At 39.7% G+C, this 21,154-nt stretch carries 18 protein-coding genes; 13 read left to right on the top strand and 5 right to left on the bottom strand.

What is annotated here, in order from left to right; translation table 11 throughout:
• Positions 1-134: 134 nt before the first annotated feature.
• The 7 genes from WH223_RS00230 (at position 135) to WH223_RS00200 (ending at position 6,376) form a co-directional block, all read left to right on the top strand.
• Positions 135-1,067 carry a helix-turn-helix domain-containing protein gene (locus WH223_RS00230; RefSeq protein ID WP_340045506.1) on the top strand — a complete coding sequence of 311 codons (933 nt, stop codon included), beginning with the start codon at positions 135-137 and terminating at the stop codon, positions 1,065-1,067.
• Between the two features lie 86 nt (positions 1,068-1,153).
• Entirely contained in the window at positions 1,154-1,894 is a 741-nt protein-coding gene (locus WH223_RS00225) for an SDR family oxidoreductase (protein ID WP_340045505.1), read from the top strand.
• Positions 1,895-1,920: 26 nt separating this feature from the next.
• Positions 1,921-2,673, top strand: a complete 753-nt coding sequence (locus tag WH223_RS00220; protein ID WP_340045504.1) for an SDR family oxidoreductase — start codon at positions 1,921-1,923, stop codon at positions 2,671-2,673.
• Between the two features lie 16 nt (positions 2,674-2,689).
• Positions 2,690-3,103: a nuclear transport factor 2 family protein gene (locus tag WH223_RS00215; RefSeq protein ID WP_340045503.1), complete on the top strand. Its 414-nt coding sequence runs from the start codon at positions 2,690-2,692 to the stop codon at positions 3,101-3,103.
• A 109-nt stretch (positions 3,104-3,212) separates the two neighbouring features.
• On the top strand, positions 3,213-4,133 hold the full coding sequence (locus tag WH223_RS00210) for a helix-turn-helix domain-containing protein (protein ID WP_340045502.1): 921 nt from the start codon (positions 3,213-3,215) through the stop codon (positions 4,131-4,133).
• A 210-nt stretch (positions 4,134-4,343) separates the two neighbouring features.
• Positions 4,344-5,180 carry an oxidoreductase gene (locus WH223_RS00205; RefSeq protein WP_340045501.1) on the top strand — a complete coding sequence of 279 codons (837 nt, stop codon included), beginning with the start codon at positions 4,344-4,346 and terminating at the stop codon, positions 5,178-5,180.
• A gap of 5 nt (positions 5,181-5,185) precedes the next feature.
• Complete coding sequence (locus WH223_RS00200) at positions 5,186-6,376, top strand: MFS transporter (RefSeq protein WP_340045500.1); 1,191 nt, start codon at positions 5,186-5,188, stop codon at positions 6,374-6,376.
• Positions 6,377-6,436: 60 nt separating this feature from the next.
• On the opposite strand, the gene WH223_RS00195 is transcribed toward WH223_RS00200, so the two are convergent.
• The 3 genes from WH223_RS00195 to WH223_RS00185 form a co-directional block, all read right to left on the bottom strand.
• Positions 6,437-7,270 (bottom strand): class I SAM-dependent methyltransferase, encoded by an 834-nt coding sequence (locus tag WH223_RS00195; protein WP_340045499.1) that lies wholly within the window; start codon positions 7,268-7,270, stop codon positions 6,437-6,439.
• 223 nt (positions 7,271-7,493) lie between these two features.
• Entirely contained in the window at positions 7,494-8,570 is a 1,077-nt protein-coding gene (locus WH223_RS00190) for a hypothetical protein (RefSeq protein ID WP_340045498.1), read from the bottom strand.
• Positions 8,557-9,693 carry a hypothetical protein gene (locus WH223_RS00185; protein ID WP_340045497.1) on the bottom strand — a complete coding sequence of 379 codons (1,137 nt, stop codon included), beginning with the start codon at positions 9,691-9,693 and terminating at the stop codon, positions 8,557-8,559. The genes WH223_RS00190 and WH223_RS00185 overlap by 14 nt, the downstream gene beginning before the upstream one ends.
• A 421-nt stretch (positions 9,694-10,114) precedes the next feature.
• On the opposite strand from WH223_RS00185, the gene WH223_RS00180 reads away from it, so the two are divergent.
• Positions 10,115-11,119: a hypothetical protein gene (locus WH223_RS00180; protein ID WP_340045496.1), complete on the top strand. Its 1,005-nt coding sequence runs from the start codon at positions 10,115-10,117 to the stop codon at positions 11,117-11,119.
• A gap of 163 nt (positions 11,120-11,282) precedes the next feature.
• Here the strand turns inward: WH223_RS00180 and WH223_RS00175 are convergent, their stop codons facing one another.
• Complete coding sequence (locus tag WH223_RS00175; protein WP_340045495.1) at positions 11,283-13,088, bottom strand: glycoside hydrolase family 15 protein; 1,806 nt, start codon at positions 13,086-13,088, stop codon at positions 11,283-11,285.
• 35 nt (positions 13,089-13,123) lie between these two features.
• Entirely contained in the window at positions 13,124-15,319 is a 2,196-nt protein-coding gene (locus WH223_RS00170) for a bifunctional alpha,alpha-trehalose-phosphate synthase (UDP-forming)/trehalose-phosphatase (protein WP_340045494.1), read from the bottom strand.
• A 1,026-nt stretch (positions 15,320-16,345) separates the two neighbouring features.
• Between WH223_RS00170 and WH223_RS00165 the strand changes: the two genes are divergently transcribed.
• The 5 genes from WH223_RS00165 (at position 16,346) to WH223_RS00145 (ending at position 21,125) form a co-directional block, all read left to right on the top strand.
• Positions 16,346-16,678 (top strand): hypothetical protein, encoded by a 333-nt coding sequence (locus WH223_RS00165; protein WP_340045493.1) that lies wholly within the window; start codon positions 16,346-16,348, stop codon positions 16,676-16,678.
• Positions 16,679-16,904: 226 nt separating this feature from the next.
• Positions 16,905-17,828, top strand: coding sequence for a hypothetical protein (locus tag WH223_RS00160; protein WP_340045492.1), 924 nt, complete (start codon positions 16,905-16,907; stop codon positions 17,826-17,828).
• 1 nt (position 17,829) lies between these two features.
• Positions 17,830-19,821: a TonB-dependent receptor gene (locus WH223_RS00155; RefSeq protein WP_340045491.1), complete on the top strand. Its 1,992-nt coding sequence runs from the start codon at positions 17,830-17,832 to the stop codon at positions 19,819-19,821.
• Between the two features lie 5 nt (positions 19,822-19,826).
• Positions 19,827-20,195 (top strand): hypothetical protein, encoded by a 369-nt coding sequence (locus tag WH223_RS00150; RefSeq protein WP_340045490.1) that lies wholly within the window; start codon positions 19,827-19,829, stop codon positions 20,193-20,195.
• A gap of 72 nt (positions 20,196-20,267) precedes the next feature.
• Positions 20,268-21,125 (top strand): MbnP family protein, encoded by an 858-nt coding sequence (locus WH223_RS00145; RefSeq protein ID WP_340045489.1) that lies wholly within the window; start codon positions 20,268-20,270, stop codon positions 21,123-21,125.
• The last annotated feature ends 29 nt before the right edge of the window (positions 21,126-21,154 follow it).

Below are 21,154 nucleotides of genomic sequence, written 5' to 3'. Positions count from 1 at the left end.
ATTGCTTCGCATAAAGCAGGTTAAATAGTTCTTCATATACCCTCTTTCGTTAAATACAATCTTAGTCCTATCTGGGGGGCTTTTTTCTATAAAAATCTATTTAAATTTTGTTTAAATTTATAAAAAGAAAGCAGATGGGATCCAATCAAGTAAAAGCAGCTACGTTGCGTGAATTATATGGAGCAATGAATCTTCCTGTAGACGACTTGGAAGCTGAATCTGGTTTTACGATTCATTATCTTGAAGATACATTTAAAGAACTACCTTTTCGTTCAGCACCTTTTCGACCCAATTACTTCAGCTTTCTGTTCATAAAAAATGCGTTGGGTTATTATACGATTGACGATCAGCGATTTGAGGTGACCGAGAATACGGTGTATTTTACGAACCCTGGTAACTACCGAGTTTTCGAATGGGAAAAGCTGGAACATACCTGTTTAATAACCTTTGAGGAAGATTTTTTGAAAGAATATGTTCATGATGATGTATATCGTGATTTCTCCTTCTTATTGTCAGAAGTTGTATTGCCACGTGTATTGAGCCAAGAGCAATTTAATCAGGTAGAAGAGTTGTGTACACAGATACTTAAAGAATATAAAGGGAATGCGCTCTACAAGAATAAGATTATTGGAGCTCTTGTTATTGTGTTACTTTTAAAGCTTAAAGCCTTCTTTTTTCTTGATTATAATCCTATTTATGAGGGTAATCGCAGCTCACAAATAGTAAAAAGCTTTAAAATAAATATTGAAAAGCATTTTCGCGACTTAGTAAGTGGAAAGACGAACACGCAGCTTCGCGTTCAAGATTATGCCGATTTACAAGCGCTACATGTTAACTATCTTTCCAGTGTAATAAGTAGTAAGACCGGAAAAACAATCAGCTCATGGATTGCCGACCGTACGACTACAGAAGCGAAGGTATTGCTGCAGAATGAAGAACATAGTATCAAAGAAATTGCGGCGCGCCTAGGTTTCTTGGAAACAGCACATTTCAGCAATTACTTCAAAAAACATACGGAAATGAGTCCCGCCGAGTATCGAAAACATTATTTTACGCAACATCCTTAGAAATTTGCAACAGTTGCTATAATTCTTGTACGTTCCATCAATCAGTTAAGTGCCAACTTTGTTCTATCAAATAAAAACAAAGAATAATGAGCACATTAAATAACAAAGTAGTCCTCGTGACTGGATCGTCAAGAGGTATCGGTGCCGAAGTAGCACAACAACTGGCTGCTGCTGGTGCTAAGGTTATTGTAAACTATGCCGGCGGAAAAGAAGCTGCTGATGCCGTTGTATCGGCTATCAAAGCACAAGGTGGTGATGCTATCGCCTTGCAGGCGGATGTTAGCCAAGCGGAAGCGGTAAAACAACTTTTTGATGCCGCTATCAACCATTACGGAAAGATAGATGTGTTGGTTAATAATGCCGGCATTATGATTACTAAACTAATTAAAGATACTACAGACGACGATTTTACACGTCAGTTTGATATCAACGTAAAAGGTACATTCAATACCTTACGTGAGGCAGCAACCAAGCTTGCCGATAATGGTAGCATCATCAACTTTTCTTCTACTACAACACGACTTATGATGCCTACCTATGGTTCTTATGTAGCGACCAAGGGAGCGGTAGAGCAGCTTACGCGCGTCTTCGCTAAAGAGATTGGTGCTCGTGGCATCAACGTTAATGCCATCTTGCCAGGACCAACAAATACCGAATTATTTACGGCAGGTAAGCCACAAGAAATCATCGATCGCTTGGCAGCATTGAATGCCTTCAATCGTTTGGGAGAACCGACTGATATTGCCAAGATTGTCACTTTTCTAGCTAGTGATGATGCTAAATGGATCAGCGGACAAATTATCGGCGCCAACGGTGCTATGGCTTAATTTTTTACCTAACAAAGATTAAAATCATGAATACCTTTAAAAATAAAGTAGCCCTAATCACAGGGTCTGCAAGAGGCTTAGGGAAAGCTATTGCGGAGCGCTATGCGGCTTTAGGAGCCGATATAGTCTTGAATTACTCGCGCGATAAAGCATCTGCCGATGAGGTTGAAAATAATATCAAAGCGATGGGTGCGCGGGTTATTGCTGTACAAGCAGATGTAAGCAAAGTAGCCGATATAAAACGGTTGTTTGAAGCTGCAAAAGAGGCTTTCGGCAAGGTTGATATCGTCGTGGCAAATGCAGGAATTGAGATGGTAGAGACTCCTGTTACCGCATTTACAGAGGAGCAATTTGATCGTTTATTTGCCATTAATACAAAAGGTGCTTACTTCACCATGCAACAAGCGGCACTGCAGGTGGAAGATAAAGGACGTATTATCTACATTGCTTCGAGTACTACGGCCTTTCCTATGCCGGGTATGGCTGTCTATGGCGGCAGTAAAACAACTCCTCGTTACCTAGTTGATGTTTTAGCAAAAGAGATTGGTCATCGTGGCGTTACCGTAAACACGATTATTCCTTTTGCAGTTGATCACTCCGGAATTTTTGCCGAAGAAGGAAGCTATCCCGAATTACGGAAATCATTAATCGATAGCTGCCCGATGGGAAGACTAGCCGAGGTCGAGGATGTCGCTAATATTGCAGAGTTTTTTGCAAGCGACCTATCTTCATTTGTTAATGGACAACATTTATTAGTCAATGGCGGTGCTACACAATAACAAAAAGTGCAGGTTTATGTTAACCTATATACTTCCAATCTTCCTGCTCGCTTCTCTGCAGGCTTGTGGGCAGATTGGCAATCATCAACATAAAAATATAGGACAGATGGAATACCGTAAAATAAGTAATCAAACAGTGAGAGCTGCGATTACGGCTTGGCAAAAGGGGGACGCTGCATTATGGCTTTCTTTCTTTACGCCTGATGTCGAATTGTTGGACGATGGGAAGCCTAGAGATTTTAAGCGATTTTCGAAAGAGGCGCTTGGTCATGAGCGCTTCACGACGATTGATAAAGTAGAATATGATGGAACCGCCGTGTATGGTCGTTTTCACAGCGATACATGGGGAGACTTTAAAACCTATTTTAAATTACACTTAAATAGTGCAGGAAAGGTTTACAAATTAGAAATCGGTCAAGCTCGTTATTAATGTGGGCATTAAAGTCAATGGTTTGATTTTCATAAGCAACAGCATGTTTTGCATAAGTAGGGGAACATCAATAAATAGGTATTTTTGTATGTAATTAAAAATAGGTGTTATGGCAAAATCGGAGGAAAGCAAAAAAATAGACCAGTTGCGCGATATGGGCGATATTTTACCCATATTTCATGAATCTTTTGATGCGGTGGATATTCAGGTAGTGAGTCGTAGAGATGATCCTTGCAAAAATTACCTTTCACCAAACCGTAGAGATTTTTATAAGATTCTTTACTTTTCTAAAGGCTTAAGCGTATTGACGATCGGCATAAATACCTATTATCTGGACGAACCTTCTATTGTGTTTCTGCATCCCAATGAAATTGTCTCTTGGAAAAACTTGGGGGAAGAGGCCGATGGTTATTTTGTGCTGTTTAAAAAGCACTTTATTGAGGCTAAGCCTATTTTAAAACTGGCCATGGAGCAATATGGTTTGTTTGCGAAGGCGGATCATCATGTTGTACGCTTGGCAGATAGTCACCTTCCTTTGTTTGATCATTGGTTTGACGAAATGTTGCAGCAAATCAAGACTAGAGATGCTTATACGGACGATCGTTTGCAAACCTATATCCAGATGCTGATGATTGAGAGTGTCAAGGTGGCGAATTTTACGGTGCCTAGTTTGGTTTCCGATGCTTATCGACAGGTACATGATTTTTTCCAATTGCTGGAAGAGGAAACATCGCAGATTAATGTAGACAACCCGATTAAGATGAAAACAGCTAAAGAGTTTGCCAATTCATTAGCCATACATCCCAACCAGTTAAATACGCTTTTAAAAAGACATACCGGGCAAAATGTAAGTACACATATAAAAACTCGTCTATTGGAAGAAACTAAAGCAATGTTGATTCAAACAGATTTGACGATGCAGGAAATAGGCTATAGCATTGGTTTTGCTGATCAGCCTAATTTTACGCAGTTTTTTAAAAAAAATATAGGCCTTTCTCCACAGGCATTCCGTAAAAGTTATCAGTCTTAAAGCCCTTGCTTTTCGTAAAACGACAACAAAGTCTGAGCCTGTGCTCAGACTTTGTTGTTTGTGTGTATTCCGATTTGATTTTCATAAGGGATAGCCTGTTTTGAATAAGGATGCCACTTAATAGCGTAGTTACCTTTGTATTGGTTTAAGATTCAGCTGTACAGGTGTTTGCAGAAGAGTCGATTTTACATAAGATAATTAGATAAAGAAATGAATAGTCAAAAAGTATGGCTCATTACGGGAGCCTCCCAAGGATTGGGTTTATTAACCGTAAAGTATTTATTGGGTAAGGGACAGCTTGTTGTTGCTACTACGCGAGATCAGAATAGCTTTGATGCGACCTTGTTAAAAGATGATAATCTGCGCGTTTATAGTTTAGATGTTACTAACGAAGATGCTGTGCAAGAGGTTGTGGAAGAGGTAATCGCAACGCATGGACGTATCGATGTGTTGATAAATAATGCAGGTTTTGGATTTCTGGGCGCTGTGGAAGAAGCTTCTGTAGATGAAGTGAATGATGTATTAGCGGTCAATGTGTTGGGTACCTTCAATTTAATGCGTCAGGTGTTGCCTTACATGCGTAAAGAACATAGTGGACATATCATTAACCTTTCTTCGGCCTCGGGCCTTGTGAGTACCCCTGGTTTTGGTATTTATAACGCCAGTAAGTATGCTATTGAAGGATTGACGGAAGCTTTAAAACTAGAGGTTAAAGGACTAGGAATTAAAGTTACCTTGATTGAGCCTGGCGCTTTTCGTACCAATTTTTTAGGGACATCACTGCGCAGCGCAAAAAAGGAAATTGATGATTACCTGCCTACAGCAGGACATTTTAAAACGATGTTTCACCATAATAATGGGAAGCAGCTGGGCAATCCAGAAAGAGCCGTTGAAGCTTTGTATGCGGTAACTGAAATGGAAAATCCGCCACTACGTTTGCTCTTGGGATCGGATGCTTACACACGTGTTCATAGCAAATTGGAGCAGCTTCTTGCGGAGTTTGATCTTTTCAAGAACATCACTTTTTCTACAGATTTTAAAAATTAAAAATAATGAACAAGATAATTTATGCCTTGGCACTCGGCGTGTTTGGGGTGGCAACAAGTGAATTTTGTGTGATTGGCATTCTGCCGGTGCTCGCCAAAACATTTGGCGTATCCATCGACACCGCAGGGTGGCTCATGAGTGGTTTTGCCCTTACGGTGGCACTTTGTGGTCCTTTTATTACGACATTAACGAAGAATATTAATCGCAAAACAATTTTACTATTGGTATTGGCAACCTTTGTATTATCAAATGTATTATCGGCCTTTGCCACTGATTTTAATGTGTTGTTAATCTCTCGCATCATACCTGCTGTTTTCTATCCTGCATTTTGGGCAATAGCCCTTACCTTAGCTATGAAGCAGGTAGCTCCTAAAGAAGCTCCGCGAGCGATAGCTGTAGTCATGACGGGATTGAGTATTTCAACTGTAGTAGGTGTGCCGTTGACCACCTATTTTGCGGACTTATTTGATTGGAAAGCCTCTTTTATTATTGCAGGCTTGATAAATTTATTGGCCTTCTTTAGCCTCCTGTTTGCCGTGCCTTCGACACCGGTAGAGAAGACTAAAAGTACAAAGCAAGATTTTTCTATATTGAAACAACCGTTGGTATGGGTAAATTATGGCTATATTTTGCTTATGATAGCTGGAATGTTTGCCACCTATAGTTACCTAGCCGATTATTTTACGCAGATCACTAAAATGAATGGAGCGCAAGTAAGTCTGATGTTGCTTTTATTTGGTGCAGCGGGTATTTTGGGAAATTGGCTTGTCGGTAAGGTAATTAGCCGGAATGTACAAATAGGGTTTCGCTATTTTCCAATAGCCTTGATTGTTGTGGAGTTATTGGCTTATTTCTTCGGAACTTGGTTCGCCCCGATGACGCTAATCATCATGATTTGGGGATTTGTACATACCGCTGGTTTTCTAATCGGTAATACGCGTGGTGTATATCAAATTCCTCAGCATACGCTGGAATTTACCAATAGTTTTGTGCCGTCATTTTTTAATCTTGGGGTTACTTTCGGTACGATGGCTGCAGGTTGGGTAATAAAGTTTAGCAATGTACATTACATCATCTGGGTAAGTATCCTATTTCTAGGAGGAGCCTTCGCTTTAAGTTTTGTGAAAGCTAATTTGAAAATAGAGAGCGATGAAGCCCAAAATATGGATGATGTACGTCAATTAAAGCAGGCATAGCTTATAAATCATCCATATTATACATAAATTGGGCGCCTATAAAGACGCCCAATTTATGCTTTAATCTCTTTTTTCGGCAACAATAGCATACACCATCGGAATTTTATTATCCAAATGTTTTATGCGGTATTTTTTAGGTTCTACCTCAACTAAATGACTGAAGGTAGGGTAGGGAGAATAGTCAAATTCTTGAATTTTAGCTAAACTTAAGTTGTTGTTAAGCAAACTGCTGATGACTTCACTCATGCTATGGTTCCAAGTGACATAGGATTGAGAAATAGTAGCATCCTTATCGGCATAAGTACCATTTTCTGTTTCTATAATAGGAGCTACATTAAAGTAATTGTAGCCTATTTTATCAAAATTATCGTCAAACATCCAAACAACAGGGTGAAACTCAACAAACACAAACTTCCCGTGAGGCTTCAAAAACTTCGAAATTAATTTACCCCATTTATCCAAATCGGGAAGCCAGGTGATGGTACCGTAGCTCGTAAAAACAATATCAAACTGTTGGTCTAAGTGATTTTCTAAATCATACAAATCACAACAGATGAACTGTACATCTGCCTGTGTCTCTTCCGCGATTCTTCGCGCACTATCAATAGCCTTATCCGATAAATCAACAGCAGTAACGCTTGCGCCAAGCCTATTTAATGAAATCGAATCCTGTCCAAAATGACATTGTAGGTGTAAGATACTTTTACCCCGTATATCGCCTAACAGTTCTAGTTCAATAGGATTTAGGGAGGTCTCTCCTTTAAGGAAACCCTCCATGTTGTAAAAGTCTGATTTTAAGTGCGTGTCAGTTCTGTTATTCCAAGAATGCTTGTTTATTTCTATATAATTACTTGCCGAGTCTATCATGGTTATCGTATGTTGGTTATACCTCACAACTTTTCTTGTATGTTGTAAATTAACAGCAAAATAGGAAAAATACCGCTTATGGATAGCTTTTCGTTATTTTTCTTTGTTAAAACCCTTTTAGTTTAGGCCTCTGTAAAAGAATATAGAGTAGCAGCCCATGGCAAGCTGCATAATAAAACAAGGTGGCACTTTATGTGATGCCACCTTGCTTGTTATCCTGTTGTAATACACATGCTTTCGCTGCTTATTTCTATTTTACGACGACATTGCTAGGCTTCGTAAGATACATCGTATGACGGTAGCTGCTAAAGGTTGCTTGATCTGGTGGTGCTGATTTGTAGAATAAACGTAGCTGACCGACTTTCTTACCCACGAATTTATTAATTTCATCAGGCACTTTGAATTGGATGCTGTTTGCTGTACGTGTAAATTGTTTTATCTCGACGCTCTCTTCATATGAAATGTAAAGTAAGACCGTCTCCACATCATTGGTACTGTAGAATCTTGCCACTTTACCGCCTTGATTGTCCGTTGCGGCATAGTTAATCGTAAGCATATCGCCCGCATGTATATCCTGACCATCTTGTACAAAGCTCGAGGTGATTTGGGCACCATAAATATCTGGAGCATATACTTGGATGTCAACAGACTTAGTAGGTTTATCACCTATTTTCATATAAAGCTTATGCAGTCCTATTCCCTGAGATTCTGTGAACTCTGGAACTTTAGCGATTAACGAATAATTGGTAGTTCTTTCTTTGATAACTTCTAAAGGAAATTCAAAACCATCAGAAACACGCTGTAAGTAAATACCAATATTAGCGGCATCGGCCTGTACTAAGAAGTTTTCTCCATAAATATTGAGCTGTGTTGTAGAAAGCCAAGTAATGTTTCCCGATACATTAGAAATGGATGGCAATGGCTTTTTAACGATAGGATTTAAGCGGTAAGTTTTTACGTCTCCATTTTCGGCGGTAACGGTATAGGTCGTGTTTTTTGTAAAGGATACAGCCTCACCAGAAGCAGGACTGACAGTCGCTTTTTCATCAACAACAATGCGTGGACTTACCTTATCGGGCATCGCAACATCTGGATTCCAGAATACGGTAATGCTATCGCCTTGTATAAGGCACTTTGTCGTATCACCCGTACTGGTGACGATGTAAAACTGTTTAATCTCATTAAAAGGGCGTAGTAAGTAGTCGTAATTCGTCTTACTACATGATTGTATAAGCATACCCAATAAAAAGAGTATGAAAAATGGCGTGCTGCTGCGTAGTTTCATTAGCGTATTTTTTCCGTTAATCTTTAGGTTATTTCTTAGCATTTATTTGAATGGTATAGTTTATCGATGATAATAAATTATCATTGCCCCATTCGGCCGAATTAAAGTCGAAGTAGAAACCAAAGCCTGTATATTGGATGGTGGTTCCATTGGTTCCCATACTCGTGGAGTAAGCTCCCACAGGAATGTCAGGGAATTTAAATTGAATCTGTGTTCTACTCTGGCTGACGATGTCTAATGCTATAGGTTTATCAAATAGGTTCTCCGGAAAATCCTTTGGATAGTAAGCGCCTGGGAATGTAAAATGTTCCTTGGTGAATTTAATATAGGCACGTTTGACACCTGTGTTGATGCCTCCACCGGATGGCGTATTGTCATTGTATAAGTTTAAAGTAACAATATCGCCAACGTTATAAACTTTAGCTAAACGCTCAAAAACAGGCTTCTTGTAGCTTATGTGTATGCTTGGTAATGTCGCTCTACGACCTTGATGCTCAACACTAACGTAGTAAGTGCCACTATCTACTTGAGCGTTCACATGTAATTCCATGGTATGGGTTTGGTTGTCACGCGTTAGTTTAATAATCTTCAGTGCATTGGGAATAACTTTGTTATTTTTCTTATCAATCAAGTTGACTGTTGCAAATGTACTGCTCGATTCAAAGTTGCCGACAATGTAAAAACGTGCATTAACCGATGTTTCTCCCGTTTCCAAGGTGTCTGCAATAGGATTGTTGTTCGCATCAACGGTCAAAGAATAACCTAACTTTAAGGCGTCCTTGTGTGGAATGATTTTGCTGATTAAGGTGTATTCTCGAATTTGCCCTTCGATATCTTTAACGCGGTATTTATAGCCGGTTGTACCCAATGGCACCGGTTCTAAATCCTCCCGGATATCAATATCTTGTCCATCTTTGTCAATAAGCTTAGCGCCAGTTTCTAGCTTAATTTTTGGTATGATTACCTCGATACTAAGGTAATAGGGGATATATACCGTGATTGTTTTATCGATATCGTCAATAATACCATAAATGGTTTCAGCGGCGTTGGTGACTTTGTATTCAATAATTTTGTTCTGTGCATCCTTTTCGTAATCTACGATTTCCGTTTTTGTGCAGCTTGTCAAGCTAGCGAGTAGCAGGAAAAGTAATAGGTATCTGTGCATGGTTGGTGGTTGTGATGTATTTTATTAATATTTATTTAAACTAATTATAAATTATTTCGAGCGTAAAAGTCAATAACCTTTTTTAAAAGCCCTATATGCAATCCGTATTTTTTTATATGCAATCCGTATTTTTGCTATCCATAGTTTCTTTAGTCTGTTAATTAGTTAGTTAGGTTTGTTTTCTTCTTCTTTTAAGAGGGGGATATCGGACCTTGTATAGGTTCTGTTTTGTACTCCTTGAGCTGCTTTTTAGCGTAAGTTTTATAGCCATAAAACCATTCTTTTTATCTTTTTATATGCTCGCTTTAGGTCCTTAGGAAAGCGGCTGAAAAAACTAAACGTGTTGCTTTTTGTTCAATAGTGTAGTATCAGTGAGTATGTTATGATTTAATAAGAATGTTTTACACTAATTTTTTTATTTATGGAACCAACATTAAGACAAGAAAAGAACAGACGCTCTCGTTATTTAAATCGGATAGCTTGGGGAGCAATTATTGCCGGAGTTATCATAACTATTATCGTTCAATTATTACTATCGCTCTTAGGTGCAGGGATAGGGTTTGCTAGTTTTACGCCTACTTCTGATGCGAAGCCATTTAGTGGCTTTGGAACAGGTGCATCGATATGGTGGTTTGTATCAATTCTTATTGCACTATTTGCCGGAGGATGGGTCAGCGGCTGGTTGGCAACGACGACCAACAAGATTGACCGTCTATTGCATGGTGTCTTAACATGGGCAATATTTGCCTTGTTTAGTCTCTATGTGGTGACAACTTCCGTCGGATCAGCTATTGGCGGAATTGGCGCGTTGATTGGAAAAACAGCTTCTGCAGCAGGGGGAGCAATTAAAGATAGCGCACCAGAAGTATCTACATTAATAAATGACCAGTTGGGTATTGAAAATAGTGACTTGAAGAAGCTGAAAGAGGAGGCCAACACAATCCTTAGACAGACAGGTAAAGGTAGTCTACAGCCTGAAAACTTGAAAGACAAGGCTCAAGGTGTAGCAAACGATGCAAAGCAAGCGGGTAAGGAAGTCGGTGAAAATCCAAAAGCTATTGATGAAGAGTCTGATAAATTGCTAAATAAATTGTACAGCTTGAAAGACGAGGTATTATCAGATGTTGATAAAGATGCTTTAGCTAATGTTGTAGCAGCACGTACCGGCAAATCTAAAGTAGAGTCTAGACAAATAGTAGACAATTGGGTGTCTACCGCCGAGGAGGTTAAGGTTAAAGTAAAACAGTGGTCTCATGAAGCAGAAGAAAAAGCAAAAGTAGTGAGTGAAGATGTCACAAACTCATTAGGCAAATTTGCTATATTTAGTTTCTTTGCACTGCTTTTAGGAGCAGGAAGTGCCATCGCAGGAAGCCATCTAGGCAAAAATAAAGCGCAGTATGATGATGCACAGCCATCAGATTATTAAGAGCCATTTTACAAAATAAAATAGTTCCAAAATACAGCTAAAAGTGTATAGGACTATGGATAAAAAGGCTTAAAATAAAGTTTTTATCCCCGCTTAGGGGGAAATAGGAAGGATAAACGATGCGCAGTCACTATGATTGCGCATCGTTTCATCTTTTTAAATGCTATTCTTTCTCAAAGAAAGTCGGTTGATCTAATTTAACGGCTATGCGATAAGCTGCATTAATCAAGCCTACATGACTATACGCCTGTGGGAAATTCCCCCATTGGCTACCTGTACGTTCACAAACATCTTCACTAAACAGCGATAAATGGTTTGAATAACTCATTAGGTTGTTTAGTATGTCTTGGGCTTCCTCCACACGACCTACGCAAGCTAGCGCCTCTACATACCAGAAGGCACAGACTAAAAAGGTAGATTTAGGCTTCCCAAAATCATCCTTATGTAGATAGCGGTAGAAAAGACCGTTTTTACCTTTCAGCTCTTTCTCCATGGCGTTAAGATGTTTTTTTGCACGGTCACTTGCTGGATCTAGGTAGTTCATCATGATGAGCTGTAACGTGCTGGCATCCAGGTTTTCACTGCCAATGGCATTGGTATATACATTGTTGTCCTCATCAAAGCAGCTTTCAATATGTTCTTTAGCCCTGCTAATCATGGAGCGCGCTTCCTGCGCAATATCTTCCATGTCATACATCTTCGCAATTTTTAGGGCCGCTGTACTTCCTGCCCATTGGAATAAATTGGAATAGCAGTGTCTATTTTCAAATTGACGAAATTCCCAGATACCCGCATCATACTCGTCAATGGTTAACTTTATCTTTTCCAATATGTAAGATGTCCATTCGCGCGCATTAATTTGCTGCTTATAGTTAAATCGGCTGTCCGTCAATAAGGGGAGTAAGGCAATCATCGCCTGTCCATAAACGTCATTTTGGATATGTTCATAAGCTTGGTTACCAACGCGGATAGGCTTGTTACCAAGGTAGCCATCCAGATGGTCTAATGTTTTTTCCGTTAGCTTATTCTGCCCAAATATTCCATATAATGGTTGTAAACGGCCGCTATCCATATGACTGATATTAGCAATGTAAGCAGCATACTTTTCCATCTCCTCAAACTGGCCTAGATGGCTTAGTGCCGTCAACACGTAATAGCTGTCGCGTAGCCAGCAGTAGCGGTAATCCCAGTTACGTCCTGATTCCGGAAACTCGGGTAGGCTAGTGGTGCTCGCCGCAATGATAGCCCCTGTGTCTTCATATTGATGGAGCTTGAGCACCAGTGCGGACCGAATAACTTCTTTTTGAAAGAAATTAGGAATCGATGCATTCTTAATCCATTTCTGCCAATAGGCTTCTGTACGTGATAAGAATTCTTCAGCGGTACGCTCTATCGGTGCTTCAAAAGCGCTGCCAAAGGTTAATATCAGATAAATAGGCTTTGCGAGAACGTAAGTTGTATTGTTTTCAAAGAAATGGCTAATAGGCATATTTGTCGCTAGCCTTATCTTCAAATTGTCATGATGGTACTGCACATGGTTGCTCCCTCTTTGTTTCTCAAACTCTTTCTGTCCATATTCATATTTAGGGTTGCATGTCACTTGAATATTAGGGTACCCCTCCAGCGGCTCTACCTTCCGAATAAGGATTAGCGGCTTGTAATAGCGTTCATATTGTTCAAATCGAGGAGCAAAGTCGGTAATGCGGTAGCTGCCGTCTTCGGTATGGATTTCGGTACATAATATGTTGGTGTTTTCAACGTAGTATTGTTTACTTTCGGTAATAGCTTTGCTAGGTTTTACTGAAAATTCACCTCCTTTATTTTTGTCAAGCAAGGATCCAAACACAAATGAATCTTCAAATGTTGGCCAACATAGCCAATTGATGTTTGAATCCATGCCGATATGTGCGATGTAAGCACAGTTGCCAATAATACCACTATCATAACGATGTCTCTGATTTAATTCCATACTTATTTTTTCTTTCTTCTTAAATGGGATGTTACTTATCTTTCTATAAATAAGGTCTTCAGTAATTTGGTTACTTCTTCTTGATTTTCGACATAAAATTTAGCCGTAGATTTGTTGCTACCTACTTTGATACTAATGGTTTTATCCTCAGGTAGCTCGATAAACATGTCTTCATCGGTCGTGTCATCCCCAATAGCGAAGATGAAATCTGGATTAAAGTCACGAACGATAGAAATGGCTGCTTTACCTTTGTTGACCTCTCTGTTTTTTACTTCTATTACCTTCTCGCCACGCAAAAGCTGAAGCCCATGTTGCGGAATAAGAAAACGCATACTATCGATAAGCTCTTGGGCACGTTGCTGACCCAAACCAGGTTGTGTTTTTCGATAATGCCAAGCCAACGAATATTCCTTCTCCTCAATAAAAGCACCGGCTGTTTCATTGGCATACTTACGCATGACCCGCTTGATGGAGGATTTCCAGCTGTTGGATAAATCCGATTTGCTTTCCCAATTGCTGTCGGGATACTTTTTCCAAACGCCATGTTCGCCAACCAAGATATAGTCTTTGTCAGCAAACCATTTTCCTAATGTCTGATGTGGACGTCCGCTGATAATAACAATTTGATTGTTGGGGCTTTCTTGAATTTTATCCAAAATAGCATATACCTCATGTGTAGGCACCGCTTTGTCAGCATCATTGCGAAAGCCTATTAAAGTACCATCGTAGTCAAGGAAAAATAAACGTTTTTTTGATTCTTGGTAAAACTTGAAGATTGAAGATTCAGTTTCAGCCCTTATTCTACGGGCGTAATCTTTGCCTTGCTGTGTTTTAATTTCCTTGAGTTTGGTGAAGAATAGATTTACCCAGTGATGAATGTTGAATTTCTTCACCAGCGCGATACTTGCGTCTAAACGCTCCCGTTGTTCCTCCCTAGGCATATGTAAAGCCTTAAATAAGGCATCTCGAATTTGATCAATCGAGTGTGGATTAATTTGCAATGCGTCAATCAATTCCTTAGATGCGCCAGCAAGCTCACTTAAAATTAAAACGCCATCGGTATCCTCCTTACAAGCAATATATTCTTTGCTTACTAGATTCATACCATCCCGTATCGAGGTTACCAAGCAGATATCGGCAGCGCGGTAAAGTGCTACCAGTTCTTCAATCGCATAAGAGGTATAGAAATAAACAATAGGTGTCCAGTCATTGTTGCCATAGGATGCATTAATATTACCTACTTTTCTATCGATTTCATCTTTAAGGATTTTGTACTGATCTACGCTATCGCGTGATGGGACAACAAGCATGTAAAGGACTACATTACCTTTCCATTCAGGATGACGAATTAGTAGGTCTTCAAATGCTTCAATCCGAGGTAAAATACCTTTACTGTAATCGAGTCTGTCGACGGAGACAATAATTTTTCTATCGTTGAAATATTCCCTTATCTCTTTAGCACGCTCTTTTATTGTTGTTTTTATGGATAGCGAGTTGAATTTATCAAAGTCAATCCCCATTGGATATACTTCTACATAGATTGCTCGTCCTCCGACGTGCAAATTATTGTTGTAAATGGGTAATCCCAAGATATGGGTACAAGCATCCAAAAAATGCTGACTATCGTTGAAGGTGTGAAATGCAATTAAATCGGCACCCAATAGTCCTTGTAGTAATTCGTTGCGCCATGGTATACTTCGGAATACTTCGTCGGGAGGAAAGGGGATATGCTGAAAATAGCCAATAGCAATTTTATCTCTTTTTTGTCTAATCAGCTGAGGCAATAACATCAACTGATAGTCATGAATCCAAATGGTATCATCATTGCTACAGTGTTGTTCGACAAGGTCTGCAAACTTTTGGTTTACCGATCGGTAATAATTCCAGTTGTCCGTGTTATAGTTAGCATAGGTAGGGCTATAGTGCGAAATCGGCCAGAGTACCTCGTTGGAGAATCCTTCATAATAACCTGTAATCTCCTCTTCCGATAGGAAAATTGGAATCAGATTCAGATCTGCTAATGTTGCTGTTATAAAGTCTTTCTCTTCTTGGTTTTCTGGGACAATGCCAGGCCAGCCTATCCATACGTTATTACCTTTGTTATATATCGAGCCGAGTCCTGTTGCCAGTCCTCCTTCGCTAGGACTAATCTGTAAACCATCTTGTTGCCGTTCAATTTTGACGGGAAGTCTATTTGAGATGATGAGTACCTTACTTGTTTGTTTTTTCATGATGTTAATACCCTTGGTGGGATGTTTTTTATTGACAGCGATGGAAACATCCATTAATTATAGATAGGATCCTGAGTGTTTTGCTGAATGAATACTCCTTACGCGATTAGTTACTTTTTTCTTCTCTCTTTTACAGACCATTTTGATTTCAACAAGGTTGAAGTGAAATACAGGGAAAAGAAACCTAATGATATACAGGTATGACTAACCTAAAAATAACGAATAACGAATGGCAAGTTTGCCGGGTCTATATATAATTAACGCCACAAAAGGAGTTCTGGTATATTTTTTTGTTATTACTTGCTCATCTTGTGGTATTAATCTGATAGATTCTTAGGTTATTAATCCCTTTTAAAGGTTTTTTTGGTATATTTTTGTATAGATTTTTCTACTGTAGATGTATTTGTAATACGTTGTGTATTAGGTGAAATTGGTATGTTAAGGGGTTTGGAGTTTTCTTAGTCTTCATCATAACGATGAAGGACTATTGTTTCAGCTTTCATGTACTATTTTTAATCCATTATATCTTCCAGCATTAAACCAAAGCTTCTTTTTTTTTGTTTTAAATTCTATTTGGTCGGCTCTCTGGGGATAGGCTAGATTAATAATAACGATACTTTTTTACAGCTTTATATGAAGTGTGTTCCTATGTTTATGTGACAACGGAATAGGGCTTTTCTGTTATCGTACTAAGAAAATCTAGCTAAAATATAACTGTCTTACAGTGCTATTCGCTAATCTGTGGATTTTAAGTACAATAGTAGGTTACGTTTTTAAGGAGTCTTTATGCTGAGTTACAAATAAGCATGCTTAACGTTTTAGAATAATCTTTAGCGCTAATTTAAAGGCTCCGCTTTGTTTACCATATAGTAGGTAATCTTATTATCTTAAATATAAGCATAATAAATGTAATAAACCATGTCGAATTTTTTTTATGAAGGCCTTTGTTGTATATTTGGTGCAGAGTATAGAAAATAAAAAACAATACCCTTGAGAACCTTTAGTATTTGTGTATTACTAGTCGCTTTGACACTGCAATCATTTTACCGCAGTGTGATGACTTTGGATTACCAAATACACCTGCCTGAGTATCTTGCTAAATGTATTAATAAAGATCGCCCAGCATTGCATTGTAATGGTCAGTGTGTGCTGATGAAGCGAATTAAAGAAAAAGAAAAGCAAGAAACAAAGAAGAACATGGTGGTCTATGAGTACAGCGCGCTCTATCTCCATAAAGAGCATACTGTTTTTGTTTCTTATCCTTCTTATGAAGAAATCGCCAATCAGTCCTTTCCACACTATACGGCTGATTATCTATTTGACTATACAAATACTGTTTTCCGCCCTCCAATCGCTTAAGGTTTAACCTTTGCAGCTTATTTTTTCGAGAAGATTTTTGTCTTGGTGTTCATGGTTTGCCCAGCGTTAAACGGCTTAGCTATACGTAGTATGTATGGTCTTAAGTAAACGTTATACCAGATAAACGACTAGATAGACCTTGTTTTCTTTGATACGTTCGTGCTTCCCGCAGGACGGTAAGCTGCTTCTTAGCAAAATCCTATTTTTTTACAATAAGTACTAAGTAATGCAGAAAATATTAGTTTTTCTCACCGTATTATGCTTTACGGTGCTATCTTGCACAAAGGGCAAAACAGATTATGAAAAGGAAATAGAAACCGTTGTGCCAGAGCATAATGAGTTTAAAGAAGCCATCGCAATAGAGCAAGATGGCTATCGCATCCATATTGACGCTCTCAATGGTACCTTTTACAAAGGGTATAATGAAATCCGCTTGGTTGTCACGAAAGGTCAAAACAAGGAACAAGTAGTGCCTTCAGCCGTTACGTTCCTACCTATCCGCACGGGAGCAGCAGGGCAGCAGACTTCCTGTCCACATCGTTATACAATGCCTTATTTAACTAGTGAAGGGTATTTTGCTGGATATTCCGTCTTTACGGAGGAAAGTGGTAGCGCTGGTAGCTGGGATCTTTATATCGGCTTTACCATTGCAGATAAAGTTTATACCGTAAAACAAGCCGTTTCTATTCAGGCGCAGCCGAATAAAAACCTCAATATGACTTCCTTCGTGGGTAAGGATGATGAACAGTATGTTATTGCGCTCATCGCTCCACAAAAGCCTAAAGTAGCGAGCAATGCGTTGCTGGCAGGAATTTATAAATGGGACAAGCCGACAAGTGTAGCAGGTACTTTTCCGGACCCTACACAATTTTCCTATAGCGAAGTAAAAGGCTACACGCTACAGCTGGATCCGCGTATGCCTGAACCGTCTATGGGCAACCACTCATCGCCCAATAATGAAGACCTCACACAGAAAGACGATGGGCTATATCATGGTGTCGTCAACTATACTATGACGGGCAATTGGACCTTGAATTTTATCCTGCTTAATAAAGAGGGGCGGATACTGAAAGGAACGCAGGTGTCTCATGATTTTACACCCGGCGTAGCAGGAGCGAAAAGTGAATTATTTATTGATACACTATTTTAAGATGAAGAAAGAGATAGGCTTTGCCTTTTTATTTTTAGCCTTTGGGAAGTCTATATATGCCCAAAAGCACTACGAACAGGCCGATAGTGTGAAAGTAATTAAGGAGCTAAAAGTGCGGGCCTTGGCGAATCGCAAAATAGAATCCGATTTGAAGATGGCGGTATCTGTAGACGAGTTTTTGGCCTCTTCCGATCAGATTAGTTTCATTAAAAGAGGTGCTTATGCTTGGGAGCCTCTGCTTAACAACATGAGTACGGAGCGTTCATCAATTACCATCGATGGTATGCATATTTTCGGTGCATGTACCGATAAAATGGATCCCGTGACATCTTATGTAGAGAGTAACAACTTGTCGACCATCACGATTGCATCAGGACAAAAAGGAAGCTTACACGGTGCAACAGTTGCCGGTAGTATCGACTTGAAACGTAAAAGTACCCCCTTCGGCTTAGAAAAGAAATGGGAAGGGGCTTACCAATCGGGGTTTGAGTTTAACAATAAGCAGTTTTTTAATTTAGGAAACCTTTCCTATTCCGGTGATCGCTTTGTTGCAGATGCTAGTATCGCTTTGCGGAAAGCTGAAAACTATAAAGACGGTAACAACAGTACGGTGAACCATTCTCAATATACCAAGTTCAATACATCGTTGGGTTTAGCCTACAAAGTTAGTCCGCTATCTTCGGTTCGTGTAGATGCTATTTATGACCAAGCCAACAATGTGGGGTTTCCGGCATTGCCGATGGATTTATGGCTGTCGCGCGCGATTATTACCTCGGCTAGCTACAAGCAATTGTTTGAAGAAGGGCTCGTCAAAGTGTGGGACAGCAAAGTGTATTTCAATGCCGTGGAGCATTATATGGATGATACCAAGCGTCCTGAAAATTTGGTTCATATGGATATGCCAGGGTGGAGCACCACCTATGGATTGCTGTCGAAAGTACATCTGAAAAGTGGCAATTATAGCGCCGATGTACAGCTTAATGCCTACGACAACCTGTCTATTGCGGAGATGACGATGTACCCACAAGATCGAAGCAAAAAGACCATGTTCGCCTATACCTGGCCTTGGGTTACCACGCGTTATGTCGGCCTTTCCATGGATAATAACTGGCAGCTTTCGGAAGATAGCCAGGTTAGCCTTGGTGGTTCCTTAGGGAGTCATTACAACCGGTCTAAATATGTGGAGTTCAACTGGATTTTCTATCCCGGTACGCCGCAAGAAAAGACACGTTTCCTTCCATCCGTGCATGCTAACTACAGTCGTCAAGTGAATATGTTCGACTTTTCGGTAGGTGCTGCCTATGGCCATCGTGCGCCTTCTGTTTCTGAAGGTTATGGGTATTATATTTACAATAGCTTTGATCGTTACGACTATATCGGTAATCCCGATTTGAAAAATGAAATCTCTTATGAGGCTAATGCTAGTGTCGGTGTTAAACTCGACAGACTAGGTATTCAAGCTAAAGCAAACTACTTCCATATTCAAAACTATATCGTCGGTAAGATTCTTAGTTTAGGAAGCCCCATGAACTACCAATCAGTAGGTGTGAAGGGCTACACGTCGTTAGATTATGCGAAAATTTTTAATTTATCTCTTAAGGCTAACTACGATATTTTAACGCATTTGCATTGGAATGGTACCGTTACTTACGCGCGGGCTACGGATAATAAAAATGGAAATTTACCTTTTATCCGTCCCTTAAGCTACCAAACAGGACTTCATTTTATGGAAGGTAACTTTGGCCTCCAAGCTTCGGTGAATGGGGATTTCTCGCATCAAGATTATAGCCCTGAGTATGGAGAACATCTGACAGCGGCTTTTAATATTGTTAATATTTCAGGAGACTACAAGCTACGTTTCAAAAAATATGAAGCCGTTCTTCAAATAGGGGTAGAAAATCTGCTAAACAAATACTACACGACTTATGCTGATTGGGGCAATATCCCACGCATGGGACGGAATATTTTTACATCGCTGAAAGTGAATTTTTAGAGGAGATGAAAAGGAGCTTTAGTATATTCTTGATGCTATTATCGCTGTTGATTGGTTTTCGACAAGGGATTATCATCTTGCATTTTAAGCTCAACCAGGCAGCTATTGAGGAGCGCTTTTGTGAAAATAAGAAAACTCCCGCCAGAAACTGTCATGGAGAATGTCACCTCCGGAAGCAATTGCAAAAAGCAGACAGCACGGATGTCGCCTTTCTACATGTTTTTCTGCGTGGTGATATGCTGCCTACGGCACGTATCGAATTTGATGCCGCCATGAGCATAGTGGAGCTTCCAATACAGGAGATTCCGCATCAAGAAGTCGGTTACCATGCGCCTAGCTTGGAAATTTTTGTGCCGCCTCCGCTTGTGGGATAGCACGATAACAAAAAAAAATAAAGTAAGCTGTTTCTAACAGCAATAAGCAAGCATTTAAAAGAACAATTAAACATGAAAACATTAGCGAAATACGCTCTATTAATAACAACTGTTGCCGGTTTGGCATCTTGTAGTAAGGATAGCGAACCTGTAGCAAATAATATGACCCTACATTTTGACAATACCTTTAAAAACACAACAATCATCTTGGGGGATGCCAATGCCACAACGGCGACAACGAATACTTCTGCAAAAGGGCAGATTCATCATTTTTCGGAACTTAAATATGTCATCAGTAACATTCGATTGATAAAAGCCGATGGTAGTGAGTTCCCTTATAATATTAACGATTTAGATAAAGGAGCTACCGTCATCAATCAGGCGAAGCCACAAACTTTAGATTATATTTTGAGCAATATACCTGTCGGAGAGTATAAGCAATTGAAATTCGGTTTGGGCGTTAAGCCTGAGCTAAACCTGTTGGATCAGGTGCGCTTCCCTAAGTTTTATGCTGAGGCGGGTGCTAACGATACTAAGATGCACTGGGAGTGGGGAACAGGCTTTCGCTTCACCAAGCTAGAAGGTTTTTATGAAAACGACAATAAAACGTTATCTATCCATACCGGCAGCACGGTCCAGGGTACTGCTGATGACCCAGCAAGCTATGTGCCTGGAGTGAATGCGTACCGCGATATTACGCTGACGCTTCCAAGCCTTGCTGCGGTAGGGAAAAATGCCCCCATCATCACCATTAATGCGGACTTTGATAAGCTTTTAAGTGGAAAGACGAATACCATCACCATTGGTGCTGGCAATGCGACACCAAGCGCGCACACCGCTGCACAAATGGTCATCTATGTAGATAACCTCGGTGGAAACGGGAGTAGTGATATTTCGGGTATATTCTCAATCAGTAAAGTAACAAATTAATATAATGCATAGGGCCAGTCTGCGTGAAA

The organism is Sphingobacterium sp. MYb382 (genome assembly GCF_037572665.1).
Classification (GTDB): Bacteria; Bacteroidota; Bacteroidia; order Sphingobacteriales; family Sphingobacteriaceae; genus Sphingobacterium.
Note: the sequence above shows the minus strand (reverse complement) of the source record. Positions and strands in the feature narration are given on the sequence as shown.